The sequence below is a fragment of the Roseateles sp. P5_E8 genome (genome assembly GCF_054177665.1).
Map to the genome: position 1 here is coordinate 147,429 of NZ_JBGCUM010000007.1, position 20,421 is coordinate 167,849.

Below are 20,421 nucleotides of genomic sequence, written 5' to 3' on the forward strand. Positions count from 1 at the left end.
GGAACAGACATGTCCAACGACGACCTCAGCACCGAACAAGACCTCAGCGGCCCGGCCGCCGCGCAGAAGATTGCCGACATGGTCAAGGCCGGCAACAGCTGCTTCTTCTGCACGCTGGGCATGTCGTTGCAGCTGCATGCGCGCCCCATGACCGTCACCGAGGTGGAGGACGGCGGCGTGCTGTGGTTCTTCACCGAGGTCGACAGCCTGAAGAACGTCGAGCTCGACCGCGACCCGCGCGTGACGCTGTTCTTCAAGGAGGGCGACAACAGCGGCCACCTGAAGCTCGACGGCAGCGCCACCCTGGTCACCGACCCGGCCACCATCCACCGCCTGTGGAGCCCGAAGATGCGCGCCTGGTTCACCGAGGGCGAGAACGACCCGCGCATCGGCCTGCTGCGCGTGGACCCGATCAGCGGCGAATACTGGGACAACCGCCACGGCGCCGCCATTGCCGGCATCAAGATGCTCTTCGGCGCCATCGTCGGCAAGCGCGTGGACGAGGGCGTGCACGGCAGCCTGGCGCTGTGAGGCTGCATCCCGCAGAAGCTGCGGAACTGCCGAACCTGGGCTGATCAACCGGTAAAGCCCAGCGCGGCCATGCCGCGTCGTCCCCGCGGCGCAACCCGACGACGAAGCGCGGGCAGGCGCGGGCCGGTTCAATGGTGACCAGAGGTGCGGGGCCGTCAGCTCAGTGGCACGTTCGCGTGGGCCGCCACGACGCCCCGGAAGACCGGCAGGGCCTGGATCAGCCGGCCGCAGTCGGCCGCGTCGGTGATCTCGTTCGCTCGCGCCAGCACGTCGGCATGCAGTTGCGCCAGCAGCGGCGCTGCGCGTGCATCGCCTGCGGCTTCAAGTGCCTGGTGGCAGAGCCAGCGCAGCAGCAGGGTCTCGAACGCCGGCCGGTCGGCCATGTCGCCGTTCAGTCGCGCCAGCAGCAGGCCCACGCTGCCCATCGCCGCCTCGGCACGGCCCAGGCGCATCTCGCAGAGCGCGGCGTAGGCCGACGCCACACAGGCTTCGAGCGATTCATCCAGGGTCTGGTGCACGGCCTGGGCCTGAGCGCACCACTGCAACGCAGCATGGGCGTCGCCTTGTTGCAGATGCCATGCACACAGGTACCGCAGCGTGGTCGCCTCGTAGAGTCGGTTGCCAATGGCGCGATAGAGCGTCAGGCCCTGCTCGAGCCAGTGCATCGCCGTAGCAAAGTCGCCCAGCGAGTTGGCGGCCACAGCCAGATAGGTTTGGGCCGTGGCGACACTGTTCGTGGCGCCCACAGATTCAGCCAGCATGCGCATGCGCTCGGCCAAGGTGATCGACTCGTCCCATCGCCCCAGGTCACCGGCGGCGATCGCAAGGCCGGAGAGCGCGCCGAGCTGCAGGCGCGGATGGCTCAGCGCCTCGCCGCGCGAAAGCACCGCCGTCAGCGCCAGCCGCGCGTTGTCGACGTGGCCCAGCGCGGTCGACACCATCGCCGAGACCGTCAGCAGCTGGCCCTCGGTCTCAGCCCGCAAATGCTCTGCCTCGATCCTGCCGGCCCACGGCAAGCCGATATCCAGGTGCCTCATGGCGCCCGGGTGATCCTGCCGCGCATGGTGCAACCAGGCGAGCAGGCCCTGTGCCATGGCAGCCCACTGAGCCGCGCCGCTGCGCTCTGCCAATTCAAAGGCCTGCCGGGACAGCCGCTCCGATGCGGCGGTGTCGCTGCGGCGGTCGGCCAGCAGGGCCATGCTGAAACACAGCCTGGCGTGGCGCGCGTCGTCGGGGTGGCGCTCGAGAATCGCAGCCATTTCCTCCAGGGCCGCGTCCTGGGCGGCGCGGTCGCCCAAGATGTCGGCGGTGTCATTCAGCCGACTTAGCAGTTCAATGCGGCGTGCGTGGTCAGCCTCGCCGAGCAAGGCCACGGCGCGGCGCAGATAGGACATCGCGGCCCGGTTCGCAAAGCGCTTGAGGGCCTCGATGGCCGCTTGGCCGAAGCAGTCCACCGCCAGCGCTGCGTCGCCGGCTCGCTCCGCGTGGTCGCCAGTCATGGCCAGGAACTCCGCACCGCGTCCCTGCGTGCGCTCGGTCAGCCAGCGCGCCACGGCGCCATGGCCCAGGCGGCGCTCGGCCTTGAGCAGCGTGTCGTAGGTCACCTGGTGCAGCAGGTGGTGGTCGAACTGGCGCTCGACCGTGTCGGTGAAGTCGCTCGTCTCGTGGGTCTTCACGAAGGCCGCGCGTTGCAGCGCGGGCAAGGCCTGTGCCGCCTTGCCATCAACGGCCGTCAGCGCGTCGTCCCAGAAGATGTGGCCGATGACGCTGGCCTGGCGGGCGGCCTGGCGCTCGCCGGTGGGCAGGGCGTCCAGACGCGCCTGCAGCAGCCCGACCAGCGTGCCGGGCAGGCGCACGTTCTGCAGCCGCTCGGTCTGCACCGTCCAATTCAACTCAACGGTGACGATCACTTCGTCGTCGATGAGCCGACGCACCAGCTCTTCCATGTAGTACGGGTTGCCCTCGGCCCGGCCGACGATGAGTTCGGTGAGCTTCGCAGGCACCTTGTCCACGCGCTGCAGAAGCGCCTGCGCCAGCTCGTCGCTCTGCGCAGCCGCCAGCGGTGTCAGCTGCACGATCGTGTCAGGCGTGCCCCAGTCGGGCCGGCGCGTCAGCAGCCCGGGCCGGCCGGTCATGATCAGCACCAGCGGCAGCTCGGCCGCATGGGCCAGCAGGTCCTGCAGCAGATCGAGCGAGCCGTCGTCGGCCCAGTGCAGGTCTTCGACGATCAGCACGGGGAAGGCTTGGCCCTTGGCCAGCCCCTGGAGGTAGCCGCGCAACGCCGCGAGTGCCTGGTCGCGCAGCGAGCGCGGGTCCAGGCCGCGCACATGCGGGCTGTCGCCGAAGTCCAGGCCCGAGAGTTGGCCGATGAGCTGGGCCTGCCGCTGGCCGCGTTCGTCGAACCAGGGGCTCAGGCCGTCCTCGACCTTGCCGCGCGCGACCTCGGCGCTGTCGGTATCGGCCACGCCGAACTGCACGGCCAGCAGGCTGCGCAGCAGCCCCCAGGGCCGCAGCATGCTGTCGGGCTGCGAGCGCACGGTGATCACACGGCAGTCTTCCAGCGCGGCCAGCCACTCGCGCAGCAGCCGGCTCTTGCCCAGGCCGGCGTCACCCAGGAGCGTCAGGGCCTGCAGCTGGCGCGTCTCGCGGGCCCACGCGAGGTCCTGCTGCAGGCGCAGCAATTCGGGCCCGCGCCCCACCATCGGCGTGCTCAGGCCCTGGAGTCCGCGCTCGACGCTGGCGCGGCTGCGGTCGAAGGCCGCATGCACCAGATAAGTCTTCATCAAATCTTCAACGCCCTTGACCTGCAGCGGCGGCTGCGGCTGGACGTCGAACAGCCCGCGGACCTGGTTGAAGGTGTCGTTGCTGATGCGCAGCCCGCCCGGCGGCGCGCTTTGCTCCATGCGTGCCGCGATGTTCACGGCCGCGCCCATCGCGGTGTTGTCGGCCTCGACCCCGCCACCGTGCGCCACGTCGCCCGTGTGGACGCCGACGCGCACCGCGAAGTCGGCGATGCCGTGAAGGCGCCGCGCGGCATCCGCCTGGTCACGTCCGGCGGCCAGGATGGCCAGGCCGGCGCGAACGGCGCGCTCGGCATCGTCCTCGCGCGCCTCGTCCATGCCGAACGCCGCCTTCAGGCCGTCGCCGGTGAAGCGCAACACCCGGCCCTGGTGGGCAGCGACGAGTTCGGCCATGCGGCGCAGGGCACCGCTCAGCACGGCCAGCGTGTCCTCGGCGTCCAGGCCCTGGGCCATGGCGGTGGAGCCGACGACGTCGGCAAAGAGCACCGTCAGTTGGCGCCGCTGCAGGCCGGTGGGCCGCTGCAGAGCGGCCAGGCGCTGGCGCAGCGGCGCCGTGGCCATCTCGACGACGCTGTCGCCCAGCGTGCCGCGCTGGCCCTCAAGTGCCGCAATGGCGGCGCGGCAGGCTTCGATGTCCTTGTCGCTCATGTTTTGCGCTGCGCGCAGCCTCCGCTAACCGCCCAACAGTGGAACGATGAATCAATTGTGCTTTGGCCGTTCACCAGTGAACCGAAACGTGCTTGCCGTCTCCTGTCTCACGAACATGCGCCCTCGCCGCTACCGCCAAGCCGTGGATTTACGCCTCGGTGTAGAGCGCCTCGTGCCGGCCGGGCTCACCAGCGCGGCGGCAACTTCTTGAGCAGCACGATGTGCTCGCGTGACACTTCGATGTAGCCGCCGCGCGCCAGGTCCTGCAGCAGTCGGTTGACCATCCCCTTGGACGCCCCCAGCCGTTCGGCAATGCGCGCCTGGCTCAACGGCCCCGGCACCACGCGCTGGCCGGCGTGGTCGACCGCCAGCGCGTCGAACAGGCCGACGAGCCGCCCGTAGACATCGACCGAGGCCAACCGGCCCACCGTGTGGGTCAGGGTGCGCACCCGCTGCACCAGGCGCTGGATCAGGTGCAAGGCGAGGTCGGGCCGCGAAGCCAGCACGCGTTCAACGTCGGCACGCGCCACGCGCGTGAGCTGCGCCCTGGTGATCACCTCCACCGTCGCGGCGCGCCGTTCACCACTGAGCATCAGCTCGCCGAAGAACTCTCCCGCCACCAGCGTGTTCAGCTCCATCGTGCGCCCGCCGTCGCCCGCCATCACGGCGCGCAACTCGCCCGAATGGATGATGTACATGCAGTCGGCCACCTCGCCTTCCTTGACCACGGAAGTGCCAGGCTCCCACGTGCGCGTCTCGCCCAGCTTGGCCAGTTCGCCCAGGATTTCGTCCGCTTGCTGCACCGTCGTCCCCCTTGTTCATCACCGCGCCAGATGCACGGTTGCGCGCTTCACTGTAGCGATGGCCAGCAATGCTGGCGTTAGCCCGAGCGCCGCCTGCGCCAGGTGAGCGTGCTGTTCTCGACCTCGTCGGCTCGGCGCAGCTCATCCAGCACCTGGAACCCGAAGACGTGCGCGCGCTGGCGCCGCTGGGCGACCCTCGCGCCGATGGCCTGCTGGCGTGCTCGTACAGCGCTTTGACTGCCCGGGCCCGACCTTTTCGCCGAGTACGTGCCACGCGACAGCCTCATGCAGAGCACCATGGTCGCCCGAGGCATCTGCGAGCACTGGGCTGCGGCCCGTGCTGCGTTGCCGGCATAAAAAAAGCACTGAGTGTGACTCGCTTCCATGATTGGCCGGGAGTTCGCCACAGCTCTGACAAATTCTTGGCCTATCTTTGCCTAGATACCCAATGGAAGGCTTGAATCCAGCCGCCGAATTGGGCTTTCAGGCCTCTTTTTCGCAAATGTCTGGCCATAAATAAAAGCGATCTTTCGATTTGGCCAGGAGTTAAATCCAGCTGGGACAAGAGGATATCTTCCCGGCGGGCGGATAGCGGGCAAAGATTGGCCCGGAGTTGGGCCGCCGGGCTGCGCCAATCAGGTTAGCTACTTCGTAGTTGCCCGGCGCTATGCCGGCGCAGGCGCAGGTATCCTGATTTGCGCCGTGTTCCGACTCAATCCGATCCTCCTCCCCTTCGGGCTCAACGCTGACGACCGGTTGGTGCACGCATCCGTTGCCGTGCGCGGCGAAGAGCATCGTTGCCCAGGCTGCGACGACCAACTCGACCTACACCGCGGCGCCAAGCTGCGGCCTCACTTTTCCCACCGAGGCGGCAAGGCCTGCTCGCCGGAGTCAACGGAGCATCAGGCCGCAAAGCGCCTGGCCCAGCAGATCCTGAACGACAACGCCAAGGCGGCTAGTTCTTTGGTGTCGATCAAGCTGAGCTGCGATTGGTGCAGCGCTGACTTTCCCTATGCCGTGCCGCCATCAGCGATTGATCGGGCGCGGGTCGAAGTGCCCGTAGGCACATACGTCTGCGACGTTGCAGGCGTGCGTGGCCCGGAGGGCGACGATGCCATCGCGCTGGTAGTTGAAATCTTCCATACCCACCTGGTGGGACAGAAGAAGGGGCTCGACCTCCAGCACCCATGGATAGAGCTGCGAGCCGCCGATGTTCTTGGTGACTTCGATCGCAACCCAGAAGGACCCTTCGCCTGGTGGCGAACAACCGGAGGCGCCTGAAGCCGGTGCGGTGCCCTGATTGCCGCGACTGGGGCAAGAAGGTGCACTCGGTGGCGGCCGCGCTCGGCATGCCCTGCGACGGGCTCGCCCGGCCTAGCGAGCTTGGCAAGGCGACCTACCTGTGCGCGCTGGACAACTGCTGGAACTGCAAGCAAGACACGCTGGTGTACTGGTGGGAAGGCGCGCCGTTCGCAGAGGAGACACCGCCCGCGCCGAGACCACCGTCGGTGCGCTTCAGGAACAGCAAGGCCTACGGCGGCAAGTATTGGATGAACAACTGCGCCCACTGTGGCGCTCCGCTTGGCGACAACTTCCTGTATCTGATGGGCCCCGCGCCGCTCGGGCAGATGCCGCAGCGGGACATCGAAGGCGCGCGAGGGCCGTCCCCGGTCGACCGTTTTATCGCCAAGATTCGCTAATCAGTCCGCCAAGCTATTCAAAGCGGGAATACTATTTCCCGGGGTGTTGATATACAAGCGAGCGACTTGTATAGTAACTCGCGCCTCTCGCGAATCCGGTGCCAAAAGAATACTGGCCACGTATGCGGTCATGAGATTTGAGCCGTCGATTTATATGTGTAATATGCGAGTGCAGCTTTGGTGCGCAGTCGATCGGTGCCTTCTAGGATCGCGCGGCCGCGTCGCCTCGGACGCCGTCGTCTTGCCACGAGCGGCTGCACACATGCAGATCTGGGACGCTCATCTTGAAGGTATCCGCACGAGCCAAGGCCACGCTTCTGAGCAAGCTGGGACAGATGATCGAAGACAGTGGCGGCGCCCGCGACGACGTCGCGCTGTCTGATTGGCTGGATACCTGGTTTGCTGAGCCGTTGCCTGAGTTCAATGGCGCGACACCGGCGCAGTTGATGGTCACCGAGGACGGACAGCAACGGGTAGAAGTCCTTCTTGAGCAGATGCGCGGCGGTCTTCCTGCCTAACCAGCTACCAGTGGGGTGACTTCCAGTGAAACGAGTGCGCATTGCCACAGGTAAGCACGTCGTCATCTCTCCTGAGTTGGCGGCGAAGGCGGTACGCGTGTTCGCTACAAGCCTCACGCGCGAGCAGGTTCTCGATCTCATGGCGACTGAGCCGCGCCACGCAGCCGGCCTGATGGCCGGTTCGAAAAAGCCGTTGGCTCTTTCGAAGCCGAGGGGCGGAAGCCTGACGGCCGACGCTCAAAGCCGGCAATCGGGGACAGAGAAGCGCGGCGGCCGCAGGTAGTGGGCATCACTCCGCAACGCAGAGCCCAGCTGCGACGCCTGCGTTGAAGTCGCAACTTGATATGAAGTCGCAACTTGACGGAGATGCATCCATGAATCTGTTGGCACCCATCGGATTCCCCGAGTCGCCATCAGAAGAAGAGAGAAGACAGGAGAGAGAAGAAAGAGACGAAGAAGACTGCCACGCTGCGCAGCTGGTCGATGCTGGAGGCGGTGGATGGGGAGATGCTGGCCGCCTCAGGCTGGTTGCTGCCGCTCGGCTTCATCAGTCGTGGGGCAGCAATGTGCCCGAAGCGGACGCCGGCACAGGCCTACCAAAGTTCCAGAAAGCTGCCGCTCAACGTTCGCGCTGCAGCGGGCGGCGTAGCCGTCCGCTGCAGCAAAAGGTTAGAGCTCATCACGGTCCGACGAGCCCGGCAGTCGGGCGTACCTCTGCAAGCTTGCCGCCCAGAGGAAGCACCGCCACTCGCCAGCGTCTCTGCACAACCGCGCCGGACTGGTGAGAACAAATTAGAAATTCAGTTTTGTCGCGGACGTTGTTCGTCCCCCGTGACCGATTTGCATTGAAGTCCGAGGGCAATCAGGCGATTCTCTGCGTCCTTCATACTCATCCCGATTGCGACCTCACGCCCAACCAGCACACAGAATGCCTCTTGGTCGACTGGCAAATCGGAGGCAGAGGAAACGAAGGCCAGAAACGCCACGGACAAGGCCGTGGTGCGATGGAATGCCTTCATGAGCTCTACGGTTGAGCTGAGCGGCGCGCGCGCCGACAACTGGGTTTGGCACTTTATGTTCCACGCGTCCGCTCCAGCGATTTGTTAGACCTCAACAAGCTGCACCTCGCCTTCAAACTCACCGGTCAAGCTTCGCGCGAACTGCAACGCGTACTCAACCGATTCGACTTTGTGGCTTGCCGTGAGGATATATCTTGTGTCGTCGCTACCGTCACCAACTACGCATTCGTCGATGATGTCTTCGGTTAGCTCAGCTTCGTGGCCCACAACCCCCACGTATTTCACCCCATCGCCAATGAAGGCCTCCACCAGCGCGTCTATACCTTTCGGAACGCCAGTCGTACAGTGAAGGACGATCTTGGGCAGATATGGCACGCCAGTCCCAGTTGAGGTCTACGTTTGAGCTCAGCCACGGCCGGAGGCCGTCGGCTGGAGCGAGTGGTTAGATTTCGGGCCGAAGACGCGTTTATGCCAATACATCTTTGGCGAGGTGAACCATTCCTCGTTCTGCGCGTTCTTGAACTGCGCAAGCTGTGCCAAGGGTATGTTGTAGCGCCAAAAGAGCGCCAAGAGGTCACGTAGTGACTCTTCCGAGATTCGCTTGGATCGAATGAGCAACGTGTCCTGCTCCCAATTGATCACAGATCGAATCTCTCGGGCCCAATGGAATAGATGCTTTTCGTCGAGCTGAGAGCCGAAGCGCACACCAGAGCAGTCGAGGTAGACCATCGAGAAATCTAACGTTTGAATTAAGCGGACCGCCGAAGGCGGGTCCGCTTGAAGGAAGGGTTAGGCATCACTTGAGCGCAGCCGAGATGCGCGCCTCTAGGGCACCTAGGTCGCCCGAGTCGGCCGCGCGAAGGGCGGCATAGTAGATCGAGGGATCATCGGTGAACTCAGCGGTAACGCTTTGATTGAGCAGCTCTCGTGAAGCTTGATCAAGGAGGAGCCTAGCCAATCTGCCGTTGGCGTCCAAGAAGGGGTGAATCTTGAGGAAGCCGTGATGAAACTTCGCCAGAGCCGCGACTACCTCTTGTCTGGAGGCGGCAGTCAAATGCGCATGCTGTTCACGCCACCAGGCAAAGAGCGACTGAGCACGCCCAACGACTTCCTCCGGTGGGACGGGTACAAACGTGGCTGTTCCTGGGTTCGAGCCTGCCGGGCCAACCCATACGTTCACGCCGCGAAGGCGACCGCGAGTTGCCTCGGGCAGCCCGTCTCCTTCAGTGACCACGTGGTGCAGCCAACATACAGTGCTAAGCGAAAGCACAGAGGTTGGAAGTTCGATGCTTTCGGTTGGAGCTTGCTGGAGGTGGGAGCGCTGTTCAACTAGCGCGAAGCCGATCGCATTTGTTCTCGCAAGCACAAGGTCAAGCTTCTCTTCGAGCGTACGGTACTGAGCTTCGCGGCGAGCCTCGTGATCGACCAGTCGTCGGACGACATCCTGGTTCATTGAACTCCAGAACGCCCACTGCTCTTCCTCTGTCATTGGGATTCTGAGGTATTCCAGTCGGATTCCACACCCCTTGGGGGCATCCAAAAGCCCGCGAATTCGCTCCAGGTGATAGATCTCGGTCGGGGCTTGTCCCACCTGTTCTAGTAAGGCTTGGCGCTGGCCTAGCGTGAGTCGTTGGTTGACGAAGAATGCGAACCCAGTTGCGCCATTCTTTGCGACTCCCTTGAAGTCATCCTCAAACTTCGACTCTACGGCGCGAAACGAAGGCTCCGTTGTCGGAAAGTAAGCTGCCGCAACCCAGAGCTCACTACTCCTTCGACAGAGTAGATCCTTTGTGCCGTCCGGGCCGCCTAGCGGGTGCTGAGGATCTACAGATTGAAACCCTTCGAGATGGAGTAGCGCACAGACCAGCCGTTCAGCCTGTGTTTGGCCGAAGCGCCAGTCCTTTAGAGTAGCTTCCGTAGTCATATGTCACCGATAGTACTTGTGATGCCTAACGTTTTCGCTTAGCGGGCGGCGTAGCCGTCCGCTGCAGCAAAAGGTTAGGTCTCATCGCACTCACTTACGTGGACTCGATTCTTCTTCGTCCATGCTCATCAAGGCCTGTTGAGCTCGCAAATTGCCTTCTATCGCTAGCGCGAAGTAGCATTTCCTTGCCTCCGCCCGGTCCTGCTTAACGCCAATGCCAGTGCGGTAGAAGTGGCCCAGTGTGAGTCGCCCTTGAAAATGACCTTGCGCGGTTGCCTTTTCTGCCCAATAGAAGGCCAGACTGTCATTCTTGGGAACGCCTTCTCCTTTGAAATACATGAAGGCCAAATTCGCCTGTGACACGGCCAGCCCGGCGTTTGCCGCCTGTGAGTACCAATGCGCGGATTTCTCTGAGTCCTGCGGGACGCCTTGGCCCATGCCGTAGATGACTCCTAGCATGTTCTGAGCGCTCGCGTTCCCAGCTACTGCAAGCGAGAGAAGCTCATTGAAGGGTTTCCTTTCCACCAGTTCGATAGCTGAGCGAGCTTCACCGTTTCGCTCGACTAAAGGCGCATCACACGCGCCCGCTGCTGCCATCGACGGACTTAGGAGCATCACGCCGTATAGAAATCCAGCAAAGAAACGATGCATGAGCTGGGACCTAACGTGCGCGCTCAGCGGGTGGCGAAGCCGTCCGCTGGAGAAAAAGGTTAGAAATCGGCATTCGCTACTCCGCCTCCGCTCTGACGATATTGGCGAAGACTATCGGCTCTACGGTGCCGTCCTTGAAGGTCCACACGGCGCGAGCAACCCCATTTAAGGCGGTACCGATGACTGGCTTCAGTTCGCAGCGATCTGAACTACCGGCGCCCTGCTTGACTTGGAGCGACTGGCCTTGGCCCAGCGTGTAAGTTGCCTTAAATGGAGGCCCGCCCGATACACCGACTGAAACGGCCGTTCCCGAGAATTCCAATGGTGCAAGCGACTCGAAACTGACCTGAATGCCCGCGCTCACAACAGTGACCTTTTTGATCCAACAAGGGAAGACGTCAGCGACGGCCATCGACGGGGCAACAGATGCCAGGACAGCAACTGCCATACCGCGAAGAGAAAGCATGATCATGCGATTACTAACGTTAGCGGTAAGCGGACCAGCCAGCGTAGCTGGCGCAGGTCCGCTTGACCAAAAGGTTAGAGCGCTTACCGAGGAATTGCATTGAGACATTCAACGAAGGATGGAATGGCTGAATACGCCTCACGGGCGACGTGAAGCTCATCATCGGTGTACCCGGAGACGGCAGGCGGCTGACGGACGCGCTGCACGAGATCCTCGGGACAGAAAAGGAATCTGCCGGCTTGCCCATGGACGAGCGTCCACCTGATGAGACCCGCGTTCTGCGCGATGGCACCACGAATCAGGTCTTCGGTCTCACTTGCGCTCTCCGGGTGAACGTGGAAGGAAAGAAAGAAAAAGACATGCCGGTCGCCGGATGCTGTTTCTCTGCTGGCCATCCACCAGCCGCGGCGTGCGGGCGGGCAGATTGCGTCCAGTAGTTCCGCGATGTGGTTGTCCGTCGCCATGCCTGTAGCGCTCTAACGTCGGAGTTGACCAGCACGCACCGGCATTGCGCCGCGCGACACAGGCTTGTCCACCCGCGTTGCGGCGCAATGCCGGTGCGTGTCCGCGTCGAACGACCTGTTAGCTCTCACCTTGCCACCCACTTGATGCGCTCACGGGTTCGAGCCACCTTGCATGCCTCCGCCACGGGGCTTGCGTAGTCTGGCGAAGTGCTCATGCCGTCCCTTAGCGCTTCGTACCAACACTCCCGGTCGCGAAGCTGGCGCCACACACGGTTGCTTGCCCGAAATGCCGTTACCGCATCGGTGGCGTACTCTGGGCCGTTTCCTTTCTCCAGCCGCTCGCGCAGCCTGGTCTCAACAGCGCTTTCTGTCGACGCGAGCAACCGCTCCAGCGGCACCAGCAACTTGCGACAGCCTTCCGTGGAAGTGCCACCGCCGGGACATTCGTCAGCGAGCGCATTCATCGTGAGAAGCGCGGCAGTGAGGACAACGGTGTGGCGCATCGTGAGAGCTAACTATTAGTTTATCCAGCACGCCGTGCTGGTTAACTCCGAGAACTGATGCTTAACCAAGTCGGTCACGGTCACGGTAAGTCCTTGTTCGGTATAGAGAAATTCTTTGACGCGCCGGATATCACCCCATTAAATTCATGTGAAAAGCGGCAGCGATGGGCGCGACTGTGCCAGCGGCTCGAACCGGCCGCAACGGTGGAAATTGCCGCTGGTGACTTTGCAAGAGATGCAGCCCCGCGGCCGTGTCGGTTTCCGCCTACCAGCGCCCGCGAGAGCCGGCTTCTTGGCTAAAACCAGGCCTCCGAGTCGGCCGCGCCGACCGGCAGCAACCTCTGCCGTGCTGTCCTCCGCGTCGGTCGCGAGCTTTGGCTTTGGGCACACAGCTGTCGCCAGCCGCATCAGTGGCTACGACCGAACTCCGTTGGCTTTGTCAGTTCCTAAACCGTGCTAACAGTCGTTATCCGACTGGCAACACGCACTGACGGAATTAATATCCTCGCATTTACTATCGTCCTTTAATCGATACGATTTCGTAAAACGCCGGTCCCTCGAAATTAAGCTTTTTCGTTTGCACAGCGAAGACTCGGCCTTGATAAACGACCTCAAAATGTTCGTCTGGGAAGTGGCGAGCATTTGGACAGTTTGTATCGGTAAGCTTAACCAGATCGTTGCTTTCCAGCTTTTCACTGACCGGGAAAATTTCAACCGGATGTTTTTTGCATTCCCCCATTACGCGGGTTTGGGCTGCGTTTGCAATAGCCGGGTTTTGGGTGGTTTTATTTTCGCCATTCCGTGCAATAAGGAGCAGCGCAAACAAGACGGCAACGATTATCAATGCATACTTCTTCTTTGAAATTACCACGTATCCTCCTGATTTGTGTTCTTCATCCAAGGCGGAGAGAGAGGCTGATTAGTTTGATGCTAGCTTGGCCTCATGATGGAAAACCGCTGTCTCCCGTCGCTCGAGTCCGGCACGAGTCCGGCACGAGTCTGGCGGCAGGCATGCCGAGCCGCCATCGGAGTAGCACCAACAAGCTTGGAACAAAAGACAGCTCACAGCTTTAGCCGTGGTTCGGCGAGCTTCCGCTATGGGCACGAAGCTGCCATGATGACGATCAGGGATGTGCCCTAAGCCGTAATTGTTTGGGTGGCAGGAGAGGCGGGCTGCCGAGACCCAGCTGCCGCCGCGCCGGCCCGCTTTTCGGTGAACGTGCGCGTTACCACTCCCAGCACGTCACGTTGCGAGGGTAGGTCTTGCACTACGCTAGTTCCGGCGCCCCTCGCAAGGCGGATGACCTTGGGCCCAAGTCCGTCCACTGACGCGCCGGTCGCGCTACCGTGCCAATGTGCTGTTTGGCTTCGTCCGTGAGGCCGCCGCCACGAGTCAATCAGCTCGTAGGTAAGGTCTTTCGTTCGATGCGGGTTTTCGCCATGGGTGCCGCGTTTCCCCGTGTCAAGATACACCTCGAAACAAGCGGAAGGTTAGGTTTTCCGGCTTGAGGGGGGGCTCGCAAGCCCTGAGTCGAAAAAACGACCTGAGGGGCAGCAATGTCCGAAGACATCGAGACCACCCGGGCCTTCCTGGTCCCGGAAGCCGTCAATGCCATTGAAGGCGAGCATGCATCGGAAGCTTCACAGCCTGCCGAGCCGCCGCCGGAGTTGGCGATAGAGGTCACCGTCGCCTCTAAGCTCAGCCTGGCGGATTTCCAGAACGCCGTGCCGCTTCTGCGCGAGCTGGTGCTGGCCAGCACCCTGCCAACCGACACCTCTCAGTTGGAGCTGTCGCTGACCTCAACGCCGGCCTTCGTGAGGCCGAAGACATGGAGGCTCGACGCAATCCGCGCCGGTGAACGCTACCGGATCAAGGATCTAGACGTCCAGCTCGATGGGCCTTTGCTTACGCGTCTGACGGAGGCAGAAACTGCAACTGTGACGCTTACGGTCCGCGCCGCGGGAGCCGCCGGCGAGGCCATCTCCGAATCTTATAAGCCGGTCGAGCTGCTCCCACGAAACCAGTGGGGTGGCCTGTCGCACGTCCCAGACATGGTGGCAGCCTTCGTCCAGCCCAACGACCCTGCCGTCGACCGCGTGCTCAAGAGGACCGCCGAGTTGCTTCGCGAGCATGGCAAGGACCCGGCGCTAGATGGCTATGCGAAGGGAGGCGCCAAGCGAGCTTGGGAGCTCGCCGGCGCAGTCTGGAGCGCTGTCGTGGCCATGAAGCTCGACTACGCACTCCCGCCCGCCAGCTTCGAGCACAAGGGCCAGAAGATTCGAGGTGCAACCCAGATCGCCGACTCTGGCCTAGGTACGTGCATGGACCTCGCTCTACTGTTCTGCTCGGCRCTGGAGCAGATAGGCCTGAACCCGCTGGTTGTTTTCACGCGAGGACATGCCTTTGCGGCAGTGTGGCTAAAGCCTGAAGAGTTTTCGACAACGGTCGTGGATGATGTGACGGCGCTTCGCAAGCGCCTGAAGCTCAAAGAGCTGGTTCTTTTCGAGACCACACTGGTCACCCACCGTCCAGCCGTGGCCTTCAGTCGTGCTGCGGATGTTGGCGCGGACCTGATTGCCGAGGGTAAGGACGACACCTTCGAACTCGCGGTCGACATCCGACGAGCTCGCCTTCAGCGCATCAAGCCGCTGTCCAACCCTGAACTCGTCCAAGCACCGACTCCGACAGACATCGTGGCAGACGACACGGTGACCCTTGAGGACGCGCCTGACCTGCCTGAGGACGATGCCCGCAACGTCGACGAGGCGACGCTTGACCCAAAGGATCGGCTGGCCAGATGGCAGCGAAAGCTGCTCGACCTGTCTCTGAGAAACAACCTCCTCAACTTCAAGGCAAACAAGAAGGCGCTGAAGCTGGACGCGCCGGACCCGGGTCTGCTGGAGGACCTGATGTCCGACGGAAAGGAGGTGAAGCTTCTGCCGCGTCCTGACCTGATGGATGGTGGCGACCCCCGAAGTCAGGCGATTCACGAGAGCCGCGACAGGGAGAACGTACGTCGCCAGTTCGCTCTCGACGCATTGAACCGGCGCGAGRTGTACATCGAGCTCGCCAAGGATGAGCTCGAGGCGCGGATGGTCGAGCTATACCGCACGGCCAGGACAACGCTGCAGGAGGGCGGTGCGAATACGCTGTACCTCGCACTTGGCTTCTTGACTTGGAACCGCGCGGATAAGGAGGACGTGAAATACCGTGCGCCCCTAATCCTGATACCAGTAGCGCTCAACCGGCGGAGCGTCCGGTCAGGCTTCACGATGACGCTGCATGACGATGAGCCGCGCTTCAACCCCACGCTCATTGAGATGCTCCGCCAGGACTTCCAGCTGAACCTGGGCATCGCCGACGGTGAGCTGCCGCGCGATGAGGCCGGCCTGGACATCCAAAAAATCTGGAAGTCTGTTTCCGCTGCGGTGAAGGACATCAGGGGCTGGGAGGTATCCGAAGAGGTGGTCCTGTCCACTTTCTCGTTTGCGAAATACCTGATGTGGGTTGACCTCGTGCAGCGCACAGACCAGCTTCGCCAGAACCCGGTGGTGAAGCACCTTATCGACACGCCTCGAGACCCTTACCCGAGTTCAACAACGTTCCCCAGTCCCAAGTCACTCGATAGGGACTACGGCCCCGAGAAGACCTTCTGCCCGCTACCTTCCGACTCGTCGCAGCTCTCGGCCGTGATGGCCGCAGCCCGAGGCAAGGATTTCGTTCTAATCGGCCCGCCTGGCACAGGCAAGAGCCAGACCATTTCGAACCTCATCGCTCAATGTTTGGCTGAGGGCAAGCGAGTTCTGTTCGTCTCCGAAAAGATCGCGGCGCTAGACGTCGTCTACCGCCGCCTCCGCGAGGTCGGACTTGGTGAGTTCTGCCTTGAGCTCCACTCAAGCAAGGCCCGCAAGGCTGACGTCCTCGCTCAGCTCAAGAGCTCATGGGAGGCGCGCGGCGAAGTGGATTCGGCTGCTTGGCAACAAGAGGCAGACCGCCTGAAGCGTATCCGGGATGAGCTGAACGTCTACGTCGAGCGCCTCCATCACAAGCATCCAAACGGAAGGTCCATCTACGACGCTATCGGTGCTGTGGTCGATGGCGCCGATGTGCCGACCTTGCCGCTGTCATGGGCGTCCCACGCTGCCCACTCGAAGGGCGACACCGAGCTTCTGCGAGAAGTGGTGGACCGCCTGGAGGTGAACGCCGCTGCGGTGGGTGCGGATGCGCTCACAAAAGGCCCGCTGTTGGACATCGGTTATGCGGACTGGTCACCAAGCTGGCAGCAGGGGCTCATCGAAGCGGCTAGGCAGGTCTTGCCTGTGTGCGATGAGGTTTTGGTCGCCTCCGAGCGCTTCAGGGCCGCTACTCGGCTGCCTCAGGGCCCGCTGACGCGTCGGGCGCGAGTCGCCACAGCGTCGCTTGCGCGATGCCTGCCGCATGCGGCGGGACGTGAATGGAGATTTGCGTTTGCACCCGACGCAAGGCTGACCGTTGCGCGTCTCATTGAGGGCAACGGCTTGCTTCAAAAGCATGCAGAGCTGTCAGGGCAGCTGTCGAGCGGCTGGGACCCTGCTGTTCGAGGAAGCGCGATCAAGGCCGCTGGGCTGTTGAAGCAGCGCCGTGAAATACATGGCAGCTTGCCTGCGCCGTGGTCTCCATTTGCGCGCGAAACCCTGCGCAAGGGCACGAACCTGCTCCAAGAGCTACATGGGCTTGAGCAGGGGCTCTCCGTGCGCTATTCAGATGCGGTTGAGCAGCTGAACGTGTACCAACTGAGCCGCGACTACGCGAAGGCTGCGAAATCGTTCTGGCCGGTCTCTTGGTTGGGCATGCGCAAGGTGAATCAGCAGGTCGAAGCGGTCGTCGCCGGCGATGGCGAGCCAAAAGTGTCGGACGACCTTGCGAAGCTCATCGCCATTCGCGAGAAGCGCACGGAGATTGAGAAGCTCGACGCGGCCGAGGAGCTCGAAGGCGTGTGGCGTGGCTTGAAGTCCCGGGCAGACGTGCTGAAGGCTGCTGCAACCCTGCAGGACGTGTTGAAGGTGGCGCGCGCAAATGGTCGCTGGGTGCTGGATGGCCTCGAGCCCCTCAACGCTGGGCGTGGAGGCGATGGCCTCGCGGCTGCGGTCAAGAAGCTGGAGCAGATCGCACTGTTGGACGCGCAGATGGCCGAGCTGGGCGGCCTTGAGAGCTCGACCGACCGCCTCTGGGCGGGGTTGGACACGGACATCGCTGCGCTTGAGGAGGCGATTGCGTTCACGGCGGCGTTGCCGGACCTGCGCTCGGCTGGAGCGATGCCAGCATCCTTCGACCAGGTAGCCCAGGGTGCGTGCGGCGAGCGGTTGGCAAAGGACCATGCGACGTTGAAGGAGCGGGCAGCTCAGGAAGCCAAGCTTGCCAGCTTGGACGACCTCAAGACGTTGTGTTCAGGCACCTGGAAGAGCCTTAAGACTGACCAAGAGGAGGTAGCCAAGGCGGTCTCCTTCCAGCGCTCCATCGCGGCAGCGGTGTCGAATCTGGCGGCGGGCCCCGAGGACGTAGCCGAGGTGTGCAGGGTACTTGAGCAGCTCGTCACAGAAGGGAACGCGCTTCTGGATGTCGACGGCCCCGTAGCGGCGGCGGGCAATTCGTATCTTGAGGCGCTCGGCAGGCTTCAGCCCGCAATTGACCTCCTAGCAAGCCGGGGGGCTTTCACGGCTGAGGCCGAGTCCGGCTACAGCGATGCTGAGGTGCATCAGCTCAAGGGGCGCAGCGAGGCAATCATCGTTTCAGAGCACAAGCTGAACGCATGGTGCGCCTGGCGGAAGGTCAGCCATCAAGCCATGGCACTTGGCCTCATTCCAATCGTCGCGGGGCTCGCCAATGGAGCCGTGGCGCCTGGGAACGTGCGCCGTGCCTTTGAGACCAACTACTGCCGCTGGTGGTTGAACGCTGTCGTAGATAGTGAGCACGTCATCCGCACCTTCGTGTCCGCCGAGCATGAGCGTCGCATTTTGGATTTCAGGGCGCTCGACAAGCGCTTCACCGAGCTGACGAAGTCCTGGTTGCGGGCAAACCTGTGCAAGGGACTGCCTGCATCAGACGACGTGACCAGAAGCTCCGAATGGGGCTTCTTGAAGCACGAAATTACCAAGAAGCGTGCCCATAAACCACTGCGTGAGCTCATCAGCAACATCCCTACGGCGCTGACGAAGCTGACGCCTTGCTTGTTGATGAGTCCGCTATCCATCGCGCAATTCCTGGCTGCGGATTCCGAGCCATTCGACGTGGTGGTGTTCGACGAGGCGTCACAGATTCCGGTTTGGGATGCAATTGGAGCCATCGCGCGTGGCCGACAAGTCGTTATGGTGGGCGACCCGAAGCAGTTGCCGCCCACGAGCTTCTTCGACCGAGCCGAGTCGTCGACCGATGACGAGGACGTCGAAGGCGACATGGAGAGCATCCTCGACGAGTGCATGGGCGCCAGCTTGCCGACGCTGAACCTCGACTGGCACTACCGCAGCCGCAACGAGAGCTTGATCGCCTTCTCAAACTACCGGTACTACGGTGGACGCTTGGTGACGTTCCCGTCGCCGGTGACGGAGGATCGAGCGGTCAGCTTCCATCATGTTCAAGGCAACTATGCGAAAGGCGGGGCGCGCACTAACCAGGCCGAGGCGAAGGCGCTCGTCGCCGACATAGCGAAACGCCTACGGTCGCCCGGCTTCCGGGCGTCGAAGTTGACGATTGGCGTGGTCACATTCAACTCCGAGCAGCAGAAGCTCATTGAAGACCTGCTTGACGAGGAGTGCCGTCGGGACCCTGCGCTTGAGCCGTACTTTGCAGAGTCAGAGCTGGAACCGTTGTTCGTGAAGAACTTGGAGAGCGTCCAAGGTGACGAGCGGGACATCATGTACTTCTCGATCACGTTTGGTCCAGACCTGGCTGGCAACGTTTCTATGAACTTTGGGCCGATGAACCGGACCGGCGGTGAGCGTAGGTTGAACGTTGCCATCACGCGTGCTCGGCACGAACTGCGCGTGTTTTCGACCCTGAAAGCCGAGCAGATGGACCTGTCTAAGACGCAGGCCATCGGGGTTCGGGACCTGAAGCACTTCCTCGAATTCGCCGAGCGTGGGCCGCGGGCGCTGGTGGAAGCAACAAAGGGCAGCCTTGGTGGGTTCGAGAGCCCGTTTGAGGAGGCCGTCGCAGGTGCTCTTGCGAGCAAGGGATGGGTGCTGCACACGCAAGTCGGTGCTTCGGCGTTCAGAATCGACCTTGCGGTCGTCCACCCCGACGCCCCCGGTAGCTATTTGTCCGGCATCGAATGCGACGGCGCTACGTACCATCGCTCCGCCACGGCCCGAGACCGCGACATGCTTCGTGAGCATGTGTTGCGTGGACTGGGCTGGGAGGTTCTGCGCATCTGGTCAACCGATTGGTGGGTCGATCCCGCCGGGGTTGTTGCGCGCATTTGCGGGCAGCTGGATGAACTGTTGGTCGCTAGCCGAGCCAAGCGCGCAGCAGACGCAGAGGCGGCGGCGGCAAAGGTGGCTGCCGATGAGGCCATCGAGAAGGCTATGGCTGAAGCGGCCGGTGACCCGAAGACACTGGCACCGGAAGGTTCGAAGGCACGCATATCGCCCACGCCGCCCGACCGGCCAAAAGTACAGCCGGGTGTTGCAGCGGAGGAGGTCTACGCACGTCAAGCGCTGGCTTCTGAGGTGAGTGAGCACGCTCCGAGAAGGCTGTATGTCGAATGCGATCCGTTGGAAGCGGTGCAGAGCTGCGATCCGGATGCGTTCTTTGAGAAGTCATATGACGAGCGACTGAAGGCCATGGTTGCCCACGTTGTGGCGCAGGAGGGGCCAGTGCTAGACCTGGCAATGGCGCGGCGCATCTCCCGAGCACATGGTTGGCAGCGGACTGGAGCACGCATCCAAGAGCGAGTCGAAGAGATTGCGAGGAGGGCGTTTAAGACGACCGAGGAGAGCGTCGGGACTTTCTATTGGCCTGAGCACCTTGCGCCCGGCAGCCAAGTGCCGTTCCGTCATGTCAGTCCAGACACTCAACGCTCGATGGATGAGACGTGCATGGAGGAACTGGTTGAGTTGGCAAGGGCCGTCATCGACCCAACAGCGCCCGATGACGACAACCTGGTCGCAATGGCTCGAGAACTCGGGCTGATGAGGCTGCGTGCCTCAAGCCGTGGACGCATCGAGGAGGCGCTGAAGCGCTTTCGCGATGCGGAGCCGAGCTCCACCGTCTGGCGATAGGCGTCAATGGCGCATAGATGGGGCTCGACTGCGCCCGGGCAACTCCTAACATCGACGGTTCCCTGGTACCAATTCGAACAGGTGAGGGCCTCTTCCTTGCCATTCGCCCACCGGAGCAGCCCTACATCGCGCTCTGG

At 62.6% G+C, this 20,421-nt stretch carries 15 protein-coding genes; 5 read left to right on the forward strand and 10 right to left on the reverse strand.

What is annotated here, in order from left to right; all coding sequences use genetic code 11:
- The first annotated feature begins 9 nt into the window (after nt 1-9).
- Nucleotides 10-531, forward strand: a complete 522-nt coding sequence (locus ACXRVZ_RS06360) for a pyridoxamine 5'-phosphate oxidase family protein (RefSeq protein ID WP_457418801.1) — start codon at nt 10-12, stop codon at nt 529-531.
- Nucleotides 532-686: 155 nt separating this feature from the next.
- Here ACXRVZ_RS06360 and ACXRVZ_RS06365 read toward each other — a convergent pair whose 3' ends face one another.
- Nucleotides 687-3,980, reverse strand: coding sequence for an ATP-binding protein (locus ACXRVZ_RS06365; protein ID WP_457418802.1), 3,294 nt, complete (start codon nt 3,978-3,980; stop codon nt 687-689).
- Between the two features lie 185 nt (nt 3,981-4,165).
- Nucleotides 4,166-4,783, reverse strand: coding sequence for a Crp/Fnr family transcriptional regulator (locus ACXRVZ_RS06370; protein ID WP_457418804.1), 618 nt, complete (start codon nt 4,781-4,783; stop codon nt 4,166-4,168).
- Nucleotides 4,784-5,485: 702 nt separating this feature from the next.
- On the opposite strand from ACXRVZ_RS06370, the gene ACXRVZ_RS06375 reads away from it, so the two are divergent.
- The 3 genes from ACXRVZ_RS06375 (at nt 5,486) to ACXRVZ_RS06385 (ending at nt 7,001) form a co-directional block, all read left to right on the forward strand.
- The gene (locus tag ACXRVZ_RS06375; protein ID WP_457418806.1) at nt 5,486-6,064 is read left to right on the forward strand and encodes a competence protein CoiA family protein; all 579 of its coding nucleotides are present in this window, start codon (nt 5,486-5,488) and stop codon (nt 6,062-6,064) included.
- Complete coding sequence (locus ACXRVZ_RS06380; protein WP_457418808.1) at nt 6,040-6,483, forward strand: hypothetical protein; 444 nt, start codon at nt 6,040-6,042, stop codon at nt 6,481-6,483. The genes ACXRVZ_RS06375 and ACXRVZ_RS06380 overlap by 25 nt, the downstream gene beginning before the upstream one ends.
- A 284-nt stretch (nt 6,484-6,767) precedes the next feature.
- Nucleotides 6,768-7,001: an MbcA/ParS/Xre antitoxin family protein gene (locus ACXRVZ_RS06385; protein WP_457418810.1), complete on the forward strand. Its 234-nt coding sequence runs from the start codon at nt 6,768-6,770 to the stop codon at nt 6,999-7,001.
- Between the two features lie 1,103 nt (nt 7,002-8,104).
- Here the strand turns inward: ACXRVZ_RS06385 and ACXRVZ_RS06390 are convergent.
- The 8 genes from ACXRVZ_RS06390 to ACXRVZ_RS06425 form a co-directional block, all read right to left on the reverse strand.
- Nucleotides 8,105-8,395, reverse strand: a complete 291-nt coding sequence (locus ACXRVZ_RS06390; protein WP_458232247.1) for a hypothetical protein — start codon at nt 8,393-8,395, stop codon at nt 8,105-8,107.
- A 30-nt stretch (nt 8,396-8,425) separates the two neighbouring features.
- Nucleotides 8,426-8,749: a hypothetical protein gene (locus tag ACXRVZ_RS06395; protein ID WP_458232248.1), complete on the reverse strand. Its 324-nt coding sequence runs from the start codon at nt 8,747-8,749 to the stop codon at nt 8,426-8,428.
- A gap of 67 nt (nt 8,750-8,816) precedes the next feature.
- Nucleotides 8,817-9,944 (reverse strand): Fic family protein, encoded by a 1,128-nt coding sequence (locus tag ACXRVZ_RS06400; protein ID WP_458232249.1) that lies wholly within the window; start codon nt 9,942-9,944, stop codon nt 8,817-8,819.
- Nucleotides 9,945-10,034: 90 nt separating this feature from the next.
- On the reverse strand, nt 10,035-10,595 hold the full coding sequence (locus ACXRVZ_RS06405) for a tetratricopeptide repeat protein (RefSeq protein ID WP_458232250.1): 561 nt from the start codon (nt 10,593-10,595) through the stop codon (nt 10,035-10,037).
- Between the two features lie 76 nt (nt 10,596-10,671).
- Entirely contained in the window at nt 10,672-11,067 is a 396-nt protein-coding gene (locus ACXRVZ_RS06410; RefSeq protein WP_458232251.1) for a hypothetical protein, read from the reverse strand.
- Between the two features lie 77 nt (nt 11,068-11,144).
- Nucleotides 11,145-11,525, reverse strand: a complete 381-nt coding sequence (locus tag ACXRVZ_RS06415) for a hypothetical protein (RefSeq protein ID WP_458232252.1) — start codon at nt 11,523-11,525, stop codon at nt 11,145-11,147.
- A 125-nt stretch (nt 11,526-11,650) separates the two neighbouring features.
- Nucleotides 11,651-12,028 carry a lysozyme inhibitor LprI family protein gene (locus ACXRVZ_RS06420; RefSeq protein ID WP_458232253.1) on the reverse strand — a complete coding sequence of 126 codons (378 nt, stop codon included), beginning with the start codon at nt 12,026-12,028 and terminating at the stop codon, nt 11,651-11,653.
- 514 nt (nt 12,029-12,542) lie between these two features.
- Complete coding sequence (locus ACXRVZ_RS06425; protein WP_458232254.1) at nt 12,543-12,929, reverse strand: hypothetical protein; 387 nt, start codon at nt 12,927-12,929, stop codon at nt 12,543-12,545.
- Nucleotides 12,930-13,585: 656 nt separating this feature from the next.
- Between ACXRVZ_RS06425 and ACXRVZ_RS06430 the strand changes: the two genes are divergently transcribed.
- Entirely contained in the window at nt 13,586-20,284 is a 6,699-nt protein-coding gene (locus ACXRVZ_RS06430) for a DUF3320 domain-containing protein (protein ID WP_458232255.1), read from the forward strand.
- Nucleotides 20,285-20,421: the final 137 nt, after the last annotated feature.

Bases quoted from the DNA above. Each gene is read 5' to 3' on its own strand.
- ACXRVZ_RS06410 (WP_458232251.1), bottom strand. From the start codon at position 11,067: ATGATCATGCTTTCTCTTCGCGGTATGGCAGTTGCTGTCCTGGCATCT.
- ACXRVZ_RS06365 (WP_457418802.1), bottom strand. From the start codon at position 3,980: ATGAGCGACAAGGACATCGAAGCCTGCCGCGCCGCCATTGCGGCACTT.
- ACXRVZ_RS06400 (WP_458232249.1), bottom strand. From the start codon at position 9,944: ATGACTACGGAAGCTACTCTAAAGGACTGGCGCTTCGGCCAAACACAG.
- ACXRVZ_RS06420 (WP_458232253.1), bottom strand. From the start codon at position 12,028: ATGCGCCACACCGTTGTCCTCACTGCCGCGCTTCTCACGATGAATGCG.
- ACXRVZ_RS06395 (WP_458232248.1), bottom strand. From the start codon at position 8,749: ATGGTCTACCTCGACTGCTCTGGTGTGCGCTTCGGCTCTCAGCTCGAC.
- ACXRVZ_RS06405 (WP_458232250.1), bottom strand. From the start codon at position 10,595: ATGCATCGTTTCTTTGCTGGATTTCTATACGGCGTGATGCTCCTAAGT.
- ACXRVZ_RS06360 (WP_457418801.1), top strand. From the start codon at position 10: ATGTCCAACGACGACCTCAGCACCGAACAAGACCTCAGCGGCCCGGCC.
- ACXRVZ_RS06415 (WP_458232252.1), bottom strand. From the start codon at position 11,525: ATGGCGACGGACAACCACATCGCGGAACTACTGGACGCAATCTGCCCG.